This window comes from Scytonema sp. UIC 10036 (assembly GCF_009725235.1).
This window is the reverse complement of sequence record NZ_WJFC01000109.1, coordinates 1-15035: the sequence shown is the minus strand read 5'-3', so window position 1 is coordinate 15035 and position 15035 is coordinate 1. Positions and strand designations below refer to the sequence as shown.

Genomic DNA, 15035 nt, shown 5'->3' with positions numbered 1-15035 from the left:
ATGAAAGCAGTTGGTATTGATTTAGGCACAACAAATTCCGAAGTGGCAGTTGTCGAAAACGGACAGGTGCGGGTATTGCCAGGAGAAGATGGCGACCTAATTTTACCTTCCTGTGTGGGATTTAGCGATACGGGAAAACTACTAGTAGGACGTGAAGCACTCCGTCAGTATGCAGCAGCACCCGAACGCACCGTGAAGTCAATTAAGCGGTGGATGGGAACTGACCACAAAACCACTTTAGGAGATAAAGAATACTTACCTCATGAAGTTTCTGCTATTATTCTCCGCGCCTTGAAACAACGGGCTGAGAATGCTTTGGGAGAAACAATTACCCAAGCAGTGATTACAGTTCCAGCCTACTTTACAGACGCTCAACGGCAAGCAACTAAAACAGCAGGCGAGATAGCTGGTTTGGAGGTACTGCAAATTATCAACGAACCAACGGCGGCGGCTTTAGCTTATGATTTGCGCTCCGAAGAGACAGAACGGGTTGTCGTTTATGACTTAGGAGGCGGTACTTTTGACGTGTCTGTTGTGGAAATTACTGGCGAAGTCACAGAAGTACTAGCCAGTCATGGTAATAACCGCTTGGGTGGAGACGATTTTGACAGGCTTTTGCAACTCTATCTAGCAAATTTATTCCGCAAACAGCATGGTGTGCATGTGCCAGATGATGCTGCCACCCAGGCACGTCTTTTGCGAGCAGCAGAGCAGTTAAAAATTGACTTGAGTTCCCATGCTTTTGCCACAGTTCGAGAGGCTTTTTTAGGTAGTAAAGGCAAAACTCCACTACATCTAGAGATAGAAGTAGCGCGAACAGATTTTGAAAAATTGATTCGCCCACTATTAGAAGAAACCTTAGAGGCTATTGACCGCGCTCTCACAGATGCGAACTTGGAACCAAAAGACATCGATCGCATTATTCTCGTTGGTGGTTCCACACGCATTCCTATAGTGCAACAAATGATACAAGAGCATTTGGGGCAAACTCCCACTGATGGTATTCAACCAGACCTTTGCGTGGCGTTAGGAGCCGCTTTGCAAGCTGGGGTAAGGACAGGGGAATCTGTGGATGCCATTCTTGTAGATGTCATTCCCCATTCTTTGGGTATTGCTGTGGCTGTACCTACACCAATGGGTATTATGCCTGGGTTTTTTAGTGTCATCATTCCTCGCAACAGCGTTGTTCCCGTTTCTCGCTCTCATGTTTATTCCACTGTGTTTGACGAACAAGAAGCAGTAGAAATTGAAGTTTTTCAGGGTGAAAATGCGGTGGCTGAGGAAAATGTTCCTCTCGGTTCCTTTAAAGTAGAAAACTTACCATCCAAACCAGCAGGAAGCATTCAAATCGAAGTTCACTTTGACTTCGATCTCAACGGTATTCTCACTGTTACCACCACCGAGAAAGATAAAGGGCAACAAGGGACATTAGTAGTCAATAATGCTGGTATACAAAAACTTTCTAGCCATGAATTAAAGCAAGCAAGGGCAGATTTAGAGGCATTATTTGAAAGTGATGAAACAGTTGAAGTTTCCTCAGAAGATATCAGCGATCCCGTAGAAATCTCACCAGAATTAGCAGCACTTTTAGAGCGTGCTCAACAAGCACTTCTTACCGTAGATGCAGAACAAGCAGAGGAATTACAAGATTTATTAGACCAGATTAAAAACGCGATCTCTAACGATAGTGCAGAATTACCCCAGTTACAAGAAGAACTAGAAGATTTTCTTTACTACACCTAAAATACGAGGGAGCGTGGTAGCCCCGAAATACGAATCTCAAGAAATTAAATGAATTGAGATTCGTATGTTATTTATATCGGGGCGGAAACGCGACCCGACCCGATTTATCGGGCGTGACATTTTCTTATCAATTGCTCAAGGTATTCACTACAACTTATCCCACTTTTAGCTGATGTTTCTTGAACTAAGCTCCAAGATAAATCAGTCAAATAAACGCCACGCATCTTTTTCAATCCTTCATATAGAACTGGTTTATTTTTTACTCTTTTTATGCCTTTACCTGTTGACATATCTAGAACCATTAGTTATACTCTATAGAGTTTAACAGTACAAGGAGGTGATTGTAAATGGCTCGGAAAAAGGTTCCATCATTCATTACAGAGATTCCATTGATAGTAGACAGCACTCAAGAAAAAGAGTTGTTGTCTAAATTTGAAGCTTCTAGGCAACTCTATAATGCTTGTCTGAATGAAGCGATAGTCAGAATGGAGTTAGTACGTAATTCCGAGTTATTTAAAACCGCAAAGAAAATACCAAGAGCTAACAAAAAAGAACGAACAGATGCTTTTAGTGCGGCACGTCAAGCTTATAGGTATTCCGATTACGACCTTCAAGCTTACGCCAAGTCTAAAAATCGTGCGGTTGTCAATGAAATCCTAAGACATGGCAATGTAATTAAAGCTGAAAAAGTATCTGTAAAGGCTTGGCAGAAACGTTATGGTAAAGCAATAGCCGCCAAGTCACTCTTGTTTTGTACAATCTGAATTGCAACGCAAAGCTGAAAATGCTGGCGGAGCGTTCATTACATTTTCTACTCAAAAAACTGCACTGTCACAAACTCATTTGAATGGGCAACGTATCAAGAAACCCAACAAGGTTTGCCAAAAACTCACGCTTATTGACGCTGCCTGTGTTGGTCAGTCCACTCCAACATTGAACACCAAAGGGGTTAGACCTTTACTAATCACAGCGAACGGTCACGGCACGAGGCAGATGTGCGGCACCGATAAATACGGTTTCCCGACTCGTCATCGCTCCAGAACCAAGTTCCACTTTGGTTTTCAAACTGGCGATATTGTCAAAGCGGTTGTCACCAATGGCAAAAAGATTGGTCGATATGTTGGTAGAATCGCAACTCGTGCTACTGGGAACTTCAACATCTCGACCAACAATGGACTGGTTCAAGGCATCTCACACAAATACTGCGAACTTGTTCACTCAAAAGATGGCTACAGTTATGCATTTTAGGATTTTTTCACGCCCGATAAATCGGGTCGTGTCGAGGTTCCTCCGCGAACTAAAGTTACGCGGCTTCCCCTCTCCCAGAGGTTTTTAGGTGAGAAATATGAAATGTCCTGTCTGTGGTGCAGTTTATCGTCCACCAAAGGGAAGCATAGAATCTCCCTTATTTAGCACTGCTTCTTCCTCCCCAAGTTGCAGACGCTGTAAAGCGGATTTGTCTGACTTGGTCCGTCTGCACGACCAAGCCATCTGGTATCACAAACAAGCAGTACATTTATTGGCACAAAGGCTTTATCCAGAAGCCGCAGCGCATAACGATCGAGCTCTAGCTTTGTATTACGGCAATGCAGACTTTCATGCCTTGGCGGGTAAATTATCAGCATTGCAAGGAGAATTTCGAGAAGCGAGCTCATCTTGGCAACAAGCACTCAAGTTTGACCCACAAAATGCCATCGCTTGTCATTGCCTGCAAGCGATGGAGCTAATGGCAAAAAATTATGATACCTAGTCTCATCTCGTTCCCAGGCGGAGCCTGGGAACGAGAGTGGGGGCAGTGCATTAACCACGTTCCAACAACTTACTTGCCGCATTCACAACAAGTTGTGCTGTTCCCGTAAAAAACTCACGGTCAAGAGTCGCTGGGACATCAGTGGGTTTATGATAGTGAGGAGTACGTAAATTAGCTGTATCCGTCACCAAAACAGCACCAATGCCTTGATACCAAAACGGCGCATGATCGCTACGCAATACATCGGGTGTGAGCAAACCTTTGAGAGGTACTGGCAGAGTCAGTACGGATGGCAATGTAGGAGAAGAAGTGATTTCACCCTTTACCTTTTGGGCTTCCTTATTGAATGCAGTTTGGGAAACATTTGCTTGGTGAAAAGCATTGAGAATTGGCAAGTGTTCGGCATCGCCAACGACTGCTACAAAATCACCTTTGTCGCTGGTAGTCGTCACAGGCAAACCCGATGGGTACTTCTGACATCCGGAAGTATGGCAAGCATAACCCACCATATCCATTACAATAACGCCCTCTAGATTTTCTAAGTGAGCTTTATTTTTGACATACGCTTTGCTACCTAAAAGCCCTGCTTCCTCCAAATCAAAAAAAGCTAACTGTAGAGTTTTGGCAGTAGGGCGCGAACCGAGGAGTCGTGCAAGTTCCAGGACAACAGCAACTCCACTAGCATTATCATCAGCACCAGGGGAGAAGAAAACGGTGTCGTAGTGTGCTGCTACTAGGATAGAACCTGCTTCTTTACTTGTACCGGGTCTTTCCGCAAAAATATTAATGCCTTCTCTAGTTGTATCTAACTGTTTTTCAGTAAATTCCTCAAATTGGGGTTGCCAACCTAATTTCTTGAGTTCCGAACTGATGTAAGAGCGTGCTCGCGATCGCTCCACGGGAGTATGACGTATAAAATTTAACTTTTGAAGATGAGAAAACAGCTGCTCGCCAGACACTTGTGGGGTACTGGTTGTCTGTTCTCCATCTGCCTTTTCTTGTAAAGACGGATGTGGAGAAGAGGCAGTGACTTGAGGGCTCCCCGTGTTCTTATTAACCACATCTTTCTTTACAGGAATAGAATTCTCAACTCTAATACTATAAATAACCGATTCCTGATGCTGTGGAAACAATCCTTTAGCAACCAGTACAAAAACCATTGTTGTCAAAGCCAACAGCAACAACCACAACCATTTTTTCTTTGCTTTCATTAAATAAACCCTTTCTTGTTTATTTTGCACCGGACAGCGTTCGCATGGCAGCGCCGCCGTACCCGGCTTATCGTCACTCCAGCTAATAAAGTAACGAGCTGCCTGAGAGTGTCCTAATTTTCCGACATCAGACGTTGTCACCACTCTTGTTTGACACTTTGTCTTTTGACAGAAGCACCAACTTCATCTAGAGTTCCCCATATGGTTGTCAAAGTACATACGATGCTCCAAAAATTTTATCGCCCTTCGGGCAAATCAGGAGACAGGAGGCAGCTATGTAAGAATTGTGTTGTACTAAGCCAAGCCTTCTTCAATTATTGAAAGTTCTAATGTTACATTTGTTGCTCATCACAACCCTGGGGTTTCTTGGAAGTTTTGGACACTGCTTTGGAATGTGCGGTCCTCTTTCAGTGGCATTTTCTCTATCGCATAATTCAGAAACAGGAAGTGCGAGATCTGGGCAACCCGGTTGGCAAGAGCAATTCCGGTTTCACCTATTGTTAAACTTGGGGCGAATGTTAAGTTATACTCTGGTTGGTGCTGCAATTGGTACGCTAGGTGCTGTGTTACTCAAAAGCGGACATTTAGCAGGAATTGGTAGTGAATTACGCCAATGGATGGCTACTATAACCGGTATTCTGCTGATTTGGTTTGGTATTAGACAAATAAATCCAGAGTTTTTGCCCAGTCTTCCAGTGTTACATCCTTTTTTGCAAGGCAATTTACATAACCGCCTGAGTGCAGAAATGGTCAAGCTTTCCCTACAAACTAAGTGGTGGACACCTGCACTTTTGGGGATAACATGGGGTTTAATGCCCTGCGGATTCCTCTATGCTGCCCAGATTAAAGCGGCTGAAACTGGTAACGGGTGGATGGGGGCAGCCACAATGCTAGCTTTTGGCATAGGCACTTTACCCACAATGCTGGGTGTTGGCGTATCTGCAGCCTTAATCGGTAAAGATAGGCGCAGTCAGCTATTTCGCTTGGGTGGTTGGGTGACTCTCACTATAGGTGTACTAACACTTTTGCGAACTGGTGATACTATGGTAGATTACAGTGGGCATATTGCGTTGGTGTTTTTAGTACTGGCGCTGATTGCTCGCCCCATTAGCGGTTTGTGGGCAAAACCTCTACGTTACCGTCGTGCTTTGGGAGTTGGTGCTTTTGTGCTGTCATTAGCTCATACAACTCACATGATGGAACATTCACTACAATGGAACTTCGCCGCCTTCTTTTTCCTACCACAAGAGTATCAGTTAGGAATGGTGGCTGGTTCTGTAGCATTGGTTTTGATGACTCCTGCTGCCTTCACTAGTTTTGATTCCTTGCAAAAGTTCCTGGGCAAGTTTTGGAGACTAATTCATTTATTAAGTTTGCCTGCTTTACTGTTAAGTACTTTTCATGCTGTGACAATTGGTTCTCATTACTTAGGTGCTTTACGGTTAAGTTGGGAGAATAAGTTAGCAGTGTTGCTTCTGGGCGTTGTAACACTGAGTGTTTTGTTGGTACGTTGGCGCTTTTTTTGGTCAATTTTATCTATACAAAAATACTATGTTTCCTCTACTAAGTCGCGTTAACTCCACTCCTTCTCTCTCTTCTCATCCAGAGTTAAGCAAAAGTACTCCCCATTCTCTGCTGGTTAAGAAAGTTATCTGGTGTAATATAATACTTTTTGTATTTATTTTTCTCCCAAATTCTACTGCCCATGCTCACAAGGTGAAAACTGCAGCAGATGTGGGTGCGACTCTCCATTTAGAACCAAATGATAATCCTCGTGCTGGGGAAGCAACAAAAACCTGGTTTGCTCTCACTCGCCGAGGGGGAAAGGTTATTCCTTTAACTGAGTGCAATTGCCAATTAGCTGTTTACGCTGAACCTTATTCTCAGAAAGAACCTCCTTTGCTAGAACCATCTTTACAACCTGTAGTAGCAGAAAAGTATAAAGGCATACCAGGCTCGGAGATTATCTTTCCCAGACCAGGGGCTTATTTATTACAGCTAAGTGGCAAACCAAAAAAAGAAGGGAGTTTTCAGCCCTTTGAGTTAAAGTTTTCCGTCACAGTCGCTGCAGGTTCAGCAACTACAGAACCTGTAGCAGTAAATAATACACAAGTACAAGACCCCAGTTCTGATGTTAACCCCAGCCAGTCCCAAGGTACACCAATTTGGGCGATCGCTTCATTAGCCCTTGCTGTTTTAGGTGTATCTTTTGCAGTACTGCGAAGCAGAAAGAGGGACTAGGGAATTGGGACAAGGAAGAGGGGGTAGACAAGGTAGACAAGGAAGCAAGTTCTACGTTGTCTCCCTTGTCTCCCTTGTCCTCCTTGTCTCCCTTGTCTCCTCACTTATGCCGCTTCTGATGCCACTGCCAAGCGTGAGAAATAATGTTCTCTAAAGATGAGTACTGTGGATTCCAGCCCAAAATTTTTCTAGCTTTTTCACCACTTCCAATGAGTGATGGTGGATCGCCCGAACGGCGATCGCATTCCACGACTTTGATGTCCTTTCTTGTAACTTTCTTGGCAGTGTCAATCACTTCTTTTACTGAAAAACCATTGCCATTTCCTAAGTTAAACACTTCGCTGTTTCCTCCTTCTAATAAGTATTTCAACCCTAAAACGTGGGCATCTGCTAAATCGGAAACATGAATGTAGTCTCTAACACAAGTGCCATCGGGAGTAGGGTAATCCGTTCCAAAAACGGAGATAGAGTCGCGTTTACCCATAGCTGCTAGGAGCACTAGGGGAATCAAATGAGTTTCTGGATTGTGATCTTCTCCTAACAAACCTTCTGGGTGAGCGCCTGCAGCATTAAAATAACGGAATCTTACTGATTTAAAATCATAGGCAGCATCAAAGTCAGAGAGAATTTTCTCTACCATGAGTTTTGTTGCTCCGTAAGGATTAATAGGGTTTTGGGGATGGTCTTCAGGAATAGGTACAACTTGGGGTACACCATAAGTTGCACAAGTAGAAGAAAATACAAATTTCTTAACAGATGCGGCTAGCATCGCTTCTAACAGGGTGAGAGTGCCAGTAACGTTGTTGCGGTAGTATTTTGCAGGATCGGTGACCGATTCTCCTACGTAGGCGTAGGCTGAAAAATGCATCACAGCGGCAATGTCATGTGTTTTAAATAAATCATTCAAAAGTGCTTGGTCGTTTGTGTCCCCCTGCACAAGTTTGACCTGTAAAACTTGTTCTACCAAATCGCGGTGACCATAAACCAAATTATCTAGTACTATAACGTCAAAACCCTCAAGCTTGAGGGCAAGCACCGTGTGGGAACCAATGTATCCTGCTCCGCCTGTCACCAAAATGGTGGGTTTTCCATGAGACATAGTTTGTCCTTGCGTATCGTGAAACTACTATCTAAACTAACTTAGTCTACAGGAGGCAAATTACTGATGAAGAAAATTACAGATTCATTGTTTCATTTGGAAGATTTTGCTCTAAAATCACTACGACGGTAGTCGTTGTGTTGTGGATGTGAGGTATTTTATGTCAAGTAAGAGTGCTTTTACAATTTGGCAGTACAATAACCCCACTACCTAAAACCTGAGGCTGACCGAAAAATTCAGATTTGAGAGTCAATCTATGTTTGTACTGTTAAGCCGAGTATTACTGTGGCTGCTTGTGGGAGCCATCATATACTCTCTGTTTCAGAGATTCTATCCTCAAGGCAATTTCGTTGCTCGATTATTCTTGGTGGTTCTGTTCGTTGTGGTGTTGCTATCTTTCGTCAACCCCACCGAACCTGCTATTGCTTCCTTATGGAGAGTAGTGTCGTTCCCACTCAAACCTCTAGGAGCATCGATTTTGCTGATGATTCTTGCAGCCCAAAATATGGACAAAGGTGGGTTAAAACAACCAGGAGGATATTTACTGGGTTGGGCATTGGTGATTTTATTGTTGGCAAGTACACCAGCAGTTGCTTATTTTCTGGTGCGATCGCCAGTAGCAGCGATGGTTGTCGATCCATCCATCACCAGTCAGGTTATGTACCAAAATGGGCGGTTAACTGCTTCTATGGCAGATCCTTCCACTTCTGGATATGAAACACTTGTAGCATCAGCATACAGTCCAACAGCAGTTGTGTCAGATGTTGGAGATGCGGTTATTGCCAGAGCACCATATCTGGCGCAAACCCCAGCCGACACTGTAAGACGAGGATTGCGGCTTGAAGACTTCGTCCCTAATGCCGAAACATTGGCGCTAACATCGCGAGTGTGGGAAACTTACCTCAACTATATTTCAGGCTTCTTGCGTGGTGGAAGGTAATTTTTCCTAAAAGGATAAAGTATGAAGTATGAAGTATAAAGTACACCCTACCAATTGGGTTAGGGGATTCTGTCGGAATACGATTCTTTATTCATCCTTTATCCTTCATCCTTCAAACTTTATTCAAATTGCCCCACAGTCAGAAGACGGCTATATTTGGGTTAGAGATAAGATAAAAAAGTTGCTTTCTGGGCTGGAATGGCAAAATCACGACGGCTAGCTAAACTTGGTGCATACCTGCGTCCTTATTGGCGGGATGCAACCTTAGGGATTATTTCTTTATTAATCGTCAACGGATTGGGTGTTTACATCCCTTTGTTGATCCGTGACACCATAGATAAACTCTCTACAGAATTTACTCCGACCCAAGTATCATATTTTGTTATCAGAATAGTATTGTTTACTTCAGCAATGTGGCTGATCCGTATGGCTTCGCGCATATGGATATTCGGTGTGGGGCGTCAGGTTGAATTTGATCTGAAACAAAGGATTTTTGAGCACTTACTGAAGTTAGAACCATCATATTTTGCCAAAAACACTGCTGGGGATCTGATTAGTCGGGCAACAAGCGATGTAGATAATATCCGTCGGTTATTGGGTTTTGCAGTTCTCAGTCTGGCAAATACCCTGTTTGCTTACACGCTCACTTTACCAGTGATGCTAGCTATTAGTGTGGATCTCACATTAGCGTCGTTGGCAATCTACCCCTTCATGTTTTTGTTAGTTCATTTGTTTAGCGCTCGCCTTCGCAACGAACAACTTGCTGTACAGGAGAAACTTTCTAATATTAGCGAACTGATTCAAGAGGATGTGAGCGGTATTGCCCTGATAAAAATCTACGCTCAAGAAGAAAATGAACGCCGTGCTTTTGCCGAGAGAAACGAACAGTTATTGCAAGCTAACTTAAACCTTGCAAAAATCAGAAATACATTGTTTCCACTGATTGGTGGTTTAGCCACTATCAGTTCTTTGATTATTATTTGGCTGGGGGCAACCCGGATAGCTGCCGGAACTCTTGCTGTTGGGGATTTCGTTGCACTGTTACTCTATGTTGAACGCCTCGTTTTTCCCACAGCATTGTTAGGCTTTACCATCACGACGTATCAGAGGGGTGAAGTCAGTATCGACCGCATTGAAACAATTTTCACCGTTCAACCCAAAATTCAAGACAGCTTAGATGCTACTCATTTGCCAAAAGAGGAAGTTAAAGGACAACTAACAGCTAAAAATTTAAGTTTTACCTACCCCGGTTACTCTACGCCCGCACTCGATCACGTTAACTTTAACATATCTCCTGGTGAATTGGTAGCAATTGTAGGTGCTATTGGTTCGGGAAAATCCACTTTAGCAAATGCTTTGCCCAGGCTGTTAGATATCGAACCGGGGCAGTTATTTTTAGACGGTGTAGATATTACTAAAATAGCATTGAGAGATTTAAGAAGCGCTATTGCTTTCGTTCCCCAAGATAGTTTTCTTTTCAGCACCACTATTAAGAACAATATTCGTTATGGCGATCCAATTAGCGAACAAGTAGAAGTAGAATCAGCAGCAAAACTAGCACAAATTCATCCAGAAATTGTGAACTTTCCCCAACAGTACGAAACAATAGTTGGTGAACGCGGTATAACTTTATCTGGGGGACAGCGCCAACGAACTGCTTTGTCTAGAGCCTTACTAGTTGATGCTCCTATCTTAGTATTAGATGATGCCCTTTCTAGTGTTGATAACCAAACTGCTACAAAAATTTTAAATAATTTTTCTAGCGGCAGGCAAAAGAAAACAGTTGTGTTTATCACTCATCAGCTGTCTGCTGCTGCGGCTGCTGACCGAATTTTTGTGATGGATAAAGGTAAGATTGTTCAGACAGGAACGCAACTGGAACTTTTGCAGCAACCAGGGCTTTACAAAAAATTATGGAGCCAGCATCAGGTGGAGGAATTGTTGCATTAGAGGTAGAGGTTTTAGTCTTTTTTACCCCACCCTAACCCTCCCCGATGGATTGGGGAGGGAATTGGAAATATGGTTTCCCCCAATCCATCGGGGGGATTACCACTTTCCCCCCTTTATAAGGGGGGATTAAGGGGGGTAAATCTAACTTGTGTGATGGGGTAGTTTTTTTAAGGGGGATCGCCTGTCCCAACATTTAGAGAAACAGTCTAAACTTAACCAGTAAAAAGTGCATCACTATCGAAAAAATAAATATATAAGTATGAGGGAGAATTCTAGTTTTTTGGGGAGAGCGATCGCATTGATTTCTTTAACTTGATTTTGATAGGACAATTGCTATGATATTTATCTAAGTAAGAATCTTATGACGTTGGAGATTGTATTTTTTCTAACGAAACTAAACCATTGTCTTCAAAATCTATCTCTCAATGATATCCTGCCATCATCGCAGTTCCTAGTAAAGGTTTATAACCAGAAGCTAAAATTAGGATGACTTTTTCTACATCATCCCAAACAATAGTCGCTAAGTGTATAGCTGATAAAGCTTCACTACCATCAGCTAACCTTATAGGTGTACTGGAATATAGAGGAAGATTCATTGCACTGACTGCTTGTGGTGGTAAGGTAAGATAGCCGTTGAATCCAGTATCGATGGCAAAATCCACAGAAAAATCCGGTTGTTGTGGTAAACGAAAAATTACTGGAACTATTGCCTTGTGGTCAATCAATCTTCCGTAAATCATTCAACTGTACGCTTCAATGGAGCATTGCCAAAACTAAATGCAACATCATAACCGATTCGTATAGTAAATAATCTGGCGTTTGGATTCTTCTGCTTTAAGCTTAATGCTGATTCTACAACAGTTTTATCAATTCCATATTCGCCAGTTTCAGCATCAATAACAATCATTTTGCCAATATTATCGCTATGCTCGACCTGTTGCCGAATCCCATCCTCATAAAACTGTTTGGCTCTTTGGGCAACTTCCTCTACAGTCCAAAAAATAGCCTGCATAATTACACCTACTTTTACCTATCATTTTCCATATTCTTATTATAGATGCGTGCGAGCAAGTAGGGATTTTTGTAAATTCAGGCACAAATTCATCCAGAAAATATGAACTTTCCCCAACAGTACGAAACAATAGTTGGCGAACGCGGCATAACTTTATCTGGGGGATAGCGTCAACGGACTTCTTTGTCTAGAGCCTTACTAGTTGATGCTCCTATCTTATGTGTGATGGATAAAGGCAAGATTGTTCAGACAGGAATGCAACTGGTACTTTTGTAGCAACCAAGTCTTTATAGACAATTATGGAGCCAGCATCAGGTGGAGGAGTTACTGCATTAAATGTTTACTAAGTTACAATCTTCCGAGTACCAGGTTAGGTAGGACAGATGAGATCGTGAAATTTTTTTTGTACATCAGGGTCAAGCATTTTAGATTGTTTGACAAGATTTAAACACCGAATTTCACTATTTTTTCCAAGGCAATTGATTTTCCCGAGCATCTTACTGCCAGTAATGGGAGTTGCGTCGTAAGATAACTCGCTCAGATACGCGTTTCGATACCTTGGCGTCTAACTTCTTAAGTTAGTACTTAATCATCCGTGTTAACAAAAACATTACGCCTGCTGCTAGCAAAGCACCGATAACAATACTTAAAATTGCTGCGTCAAAACTACCAGTTGCTGCAACGATTGAACCAGGAATCAGCGAACCACCAACACCTCCAAACAGAACGGAAAGACCGTTGTATAGCCCTGTACCAGCACCTACTCGGTTAGTCGGTAACAGACGTTGAACAATTGCGTATTCTTGAGCACCATAGGCACTTTGGAAGAAGACTGCGATCGCAAAGAATACCACTAACAGACCTAACGTATTAACACTTGATGCAATATAAACCATAACACCAGCAATCAGAAAACCAACGCTTGCAAGCAGTATTCGGCGCTGTAGTTTATCCCCCAAGTATGCCATCACAACAATACCTACGATACCTGCTGCAAAAATGAACGCTAGGGGCCAACCCAATTGCTCGAAGTCAATCCCTTTGGCACGGTTGAAGTAAGTTGGTAACCAGTTGAGTATACCAAAGGCACAGAAGGCGTTGAGGGTACCGCCTAAAACCACCAACCAAAATCGGCGATCGCGTATATAACTTCCTCTTGGTATTCTCATTCCTGCATTCTCAGCAATTCCCCTTCCTGTACGAATATATACCAACTCCATATCGCTCACACTATGGTTTTGATGTGGCTCATCCTGCACAAAAAACCAAACGAGTGGAATTGACACTAACATCCCGACAGCACCTAATAAAGCAAAGGTAGGACGCCAACCAATGGAGTGAATCGACGGAACGATAAGTAGAGGAGCCGATGCAGTAGCAAGGATAATTCCAAGACCCCAAATCGCATTGGCTCGCGATCGCTCCGTGTCTGGGAACCAATGGCTGGTCATTGCACTCAGCATCGGGATATGAACTCCCTCACCAAGCCCTAACAGCAAGCGCAGAACGATCAGCGCAGTGAGGGACTGTCCCAACGGCGCACACAGAATTGTGAATAAAGAAAATGCTGCTATGGCTGCGATTGTGCTGCGTTTGGGACTAAACCGTTCGGCAAGTGGGCTGAGGAGCATGTTTGACAACCCATAAGATAAGAAGAACGCGCCCAACAGCCATTCACCATTTGAACCAATTTCGCGATCGCTCCAGCCAAAGTCGCGAGCAATTTGTGGTAGTGCTAGCGAGAGATTGTTGCGGTCTAAATAGTTGACGAATAGTGTGACAGCGAGAACTATTGGAATGCGCCACCGTATTTTTCCGATAGACGCTGTAGCTGTTGGCATAGGAACCTCTTTTGCTCAAGGGAACTGCAAAAAGTAAAGACGCATATTAATAATGTTCTCAATTCTACCGAGAGCGTTACAATCGCCCTGCTAACTCCTTAACAAACGCTTGATGTTTCGGGTCACCAATACCTGCTTGCAGCACATTTAGCACTTCCATCATGTTGCCCTCTAATAAAGCCGACACCAAGAGCCACAACCCCGGAAACACGCTACTACGAATTATCCCATCAGCATCGGGTTCAATTAATACAAATTCCTCTGATTGTAACCGGAACCAACTGAAGCGATTTTCAAAGGTTTGCCACACCAAATACTCTTGCACGCCATTGCGGCGGTAGACATTTCGCTTAGTCCCTAAATCAATTGCTGCACTGCTGGTCGCAATTTCCGCTACTAATTCCGGTGCCCCTTCAATGTAGCCATCTTCACTGATGGTCGAGGTACCACCAATTTCAACCAGCAGTAGGGCATCCGGTTGGGGTTCATTGTCCAAGTCCAGCCTAGTTGTGGCGTTATCCGACCCGCTTACACCCGGAGTAGCCGTACTGTATACTCCCAGCCAGGTAATTAAATTGAAATGAGGATTACTATGAAAGACTCGTACAGGGGATGCCACGTAAACCACTCCTTCAATCAATTCTGCTTTGAATTTTTCTGGGGTTGCTTCATAGCGGCGCTCAAACTCAGCACGAGTCAGGCGATCGCCACTCTCTAAGGGTGGAATAGGCGTAGAACGGGCAGGCTGGTGCAACACCATAATTAATCTTTAGAGAATGAAGGGAATGAAATTATCTTAGCTTAAACCATACTGAACTCATCCTGAGAAATCGATATTTTGAGAAGATGGCGAGCTGGTAAACCGTCTCCTAGGGTGTACTGCTACCACCGTTGCGAGCGAGCAAATACTCCCATGTCCGTTGAATTTCAGTCTGGGAATGAGTTATTTTACGAAATTACTGATTAAAAACTCATTAAGTTAAATTTATCAGTTGATTATTTCCGTATATTTTCTCATATCTTAATTTGTTTTTTTTGATAAAACTAAAAAAACACTTTTTCCTATTTATGTAAGACTTTTCTTCTGGTTATTTGAAAAAAAAGTGAGAATTAAGTAACTTCGTAAAAAATAGAAATTGATGTTATTTGTAACATAACAACAGAGGATGAAAAGGTGAATGCAATTCTTAGAGGATGTTTGAAAAGTCATGATTGATGTATCAAATATTTTTTACCCCACCCTAACCC

At 43.0% G+C, this 15035-nt stretch carries 14 protein-coding genes and 2 pseudogenes; 9 read left to right on the top strand and 7 right to left on the bottom strand.

Annotated features, from left to right (window positions below; genetic code table 11):
- Positions 1-1743 carry an Hsp70 family protein gene (locus tag F7734_RS36865; protein WP_155749433.1) on the top strand — a complete coding sequence of 581 codons (1743 nt, stop codon included), beginning with the start codon at positions 1-3 and terminating at the stop codon, positions 1741-1743.
- A gap of 104 nt (positions 1744-1847) precedes the next feature.
- Here F7734_RS36865 and F7734_RS36860 read toward each other — a convergent pair whose 3' ends face one another.
- Entirely contained in the window at positions 1848-2033 is a 186-nt protein-coding gene (locus tag F7734_RS36860; protein ID WP_155749450.1) for a hypothetical protein, read from the bottom strand.
- A 57-nt stretch (positions 2034-2090) separates the two neighbouring features.
- Between F7734_RS36860 and F7734_RS36855 the strand changes: the two genes are divergently transcribed.
- The 3 genes and pseudogenes from F7734_RS36855 (at position 2091) to F7734_RS36850 (ending at position 3493) form a co-directional block, all read left to right on the top strand.
- Complete coding sequence (locus F7734_RS36855) at positions 2091-2507, top strand: hypothetical protein (RefSeq protein WP_243147292.1); 417 nt, start codon at positions 2091-2093, stop codon at positions 2505-2507.
- Positions 2508-2640: 133 nt separating this feature from the next.
- Positions 2641-2991, top strand: a pseudogene (locus F7734_RS64260) (HNH endonuclease); the annotation flags it as partial.
- A 97-nt stretch (positions 2992-3088) separates the two neighbouring features.
- Positions 3089-3493, top strand: a complete 405-nt coding sequence (locus F7734_RS36850; RefSeq protein ID WP_155749432.1) for a hypothetical protein — start codon at positions 3089-3091, stop codon at positions 3491-3493.
- Positions 3494-3543: 50 nt separating this feature from the next.
- Here the strand turns inward: F7734_RS36850 and F7734_RS36845 are convergent, their stop codons facing one another.
- Positions 3544-4704, bottom strand: coding sequence for a M28 family peptidase (locus tag F7734_RS36845; protein ID WP_155749449.1), 1161 nt, complete (start codon positions 4702-4704; stop codon positions 3544-3546).
- Between the two features lie 329 nt (positions 4705-5033).
- On the opposite strand from F7734_RS36845, the gene F7734_RS36840 reads away from it, so the two are divergent.
- Together F7734_RS36840 and F7734_RS36835 are read left to right on the top strand one after the other, a co-directional pair.
- Positions 5034-6281: a sulfite exporter TauE/SafE family protein gene (locus F7734_RS36840; protein ID WP_155749431.1), complete on the top strand. Its 1248-nt coding sequence runs from the start codon at positions 5034-5036 to the stop codon at positions 6279-6281.
- Positions 6256-6945, top strand: a complete 690-nt coding sequence (locus F7734_RS36835) for a hypothetical protein (protein WP_155749430.1) — start codon at positions 6256-6258, stop codon at positions 6943-6945. The genes F7734_RS36840 and F7734_RS36835 overlap by 26 nt, the downstream gene beginning before the upstream one ends.
- A 100-nt stretch (positions 6946-7045) precedes the next feature.
- On the opposite strand, the gene galE is transcribed toward F7734_RS36835, so the two are convergent.
- Positions 7046-8044 carry a UDP-glucose 4-epimerase GalE gene (gene galE, locus F7734_RS36830; RefSeq protein ID WP_155749429.1) on the bottom strand — a complete coding sequence of 333 codons (999 nt, stop codon included), beginning with the start codon at positions 8042-8044 and terminating at the stop codon, positions 7046-7048.
- Positions 8045-8300: 256 nt separating this feature from the next.
- On the opposite strand from galE, the gene F7734_RS36825 reads away from it, so the two are divergent.
- Together F7734_RS36825 and F7734_RS36820 are read left to right on the top strand one after the other, a co-directional pair.
- The gene (locus F7734_RS36825) at positions 8301-8984 is read left to right on the top strand and encodes a hypothetical protein (protein WP_155749428.1); all 684 of its coding nucleotides are present in this window, start codon (positions 8301-8303) and stop codon (positions 8982-8984) included.
- Positions 8985-9182: 198 nt separating this feature from the next.
- Positions 9183-10934: an ABC transporter ATP-binding protein gene (locus tag F7734_RS36820; protein ID WP_155749427.1), complete on the top strand. Its 1752-nt coding sequence runs from the start codon at positions 9183-9185 to the stop codon at positions 10932-10934.
- A gap of 422 nt (positions 10935-11356) precedes the next feature.
- Here the strand turns inward: F7734_RS36820 and F7734_RS36815 are convergent, their stop codons facing one another.
- Both F7734_RS36815 and F7734_RS36810 read right to left on the bottom strand, forming a co-directional pair.
- On the bottom strand, positions 11357-11674 hold the full coding sequence (locus F7734_RS36815; RefSeq protein WP_155749426.1) for a clan AA aspartic protease: 318 nt from the start codon (positions 11672-11674) through the stop codon (positions 11357-11359).
- Positions 11671-11946, bottom strand: a complete 276-nt coding sequence (locus tag F7734_RS36810; protein ID WP_155749425.1) for a hypothetical protein — start codon at positions 11944-11946, stop codon at positions 11671-11673. Before F7734_RS36810 ends, F7734_RS36815 begins: the two co-directional genes overlap by 4 nt.
- Positions 11947-12027: 81 nt before the next feature.
- Here F7734_RS36810 and F7734_RS64255 point away from each other — a divergent pair.
- Positions 12028-12222 (top strand): annotated as a pseudogene (locus F7734_RS64255) (ABC transporter ATP-binding protein); the annotation flags it as partial.
- Between the two features lie 302 nt (positions 12223-12524).
- On the opposite strand, the gene F7734_RS36800 reads toward F7734_RS64255, so the two are convergent.
- Both F7734_RS36800 and F7734_RS36795 read right to left on the bottom strand, forming a co-directional pair.
- A complete protein-coding gene (locus tag F7734_RS36800) occupies positions 12525-13787 on the bottom strand; it encodes an MFS transporter (protein ID WP_155749424.1) in 1263 nt (420 codons plus the stop codon).
- 76 nt (positions 13788-13863) lie between these two features.
- Complete coding sequence (locus tag F7734_RS36795; RefSeq protein WP_155749423.1) at positions 13864-14547, bottom strand: Uma2 family endonuclease; 684 nt, start codon at positions 14545-14547, stop codon at positions 13864-13866.
- Positions 14548-15035: the final 488 nt, after the last annotated feature.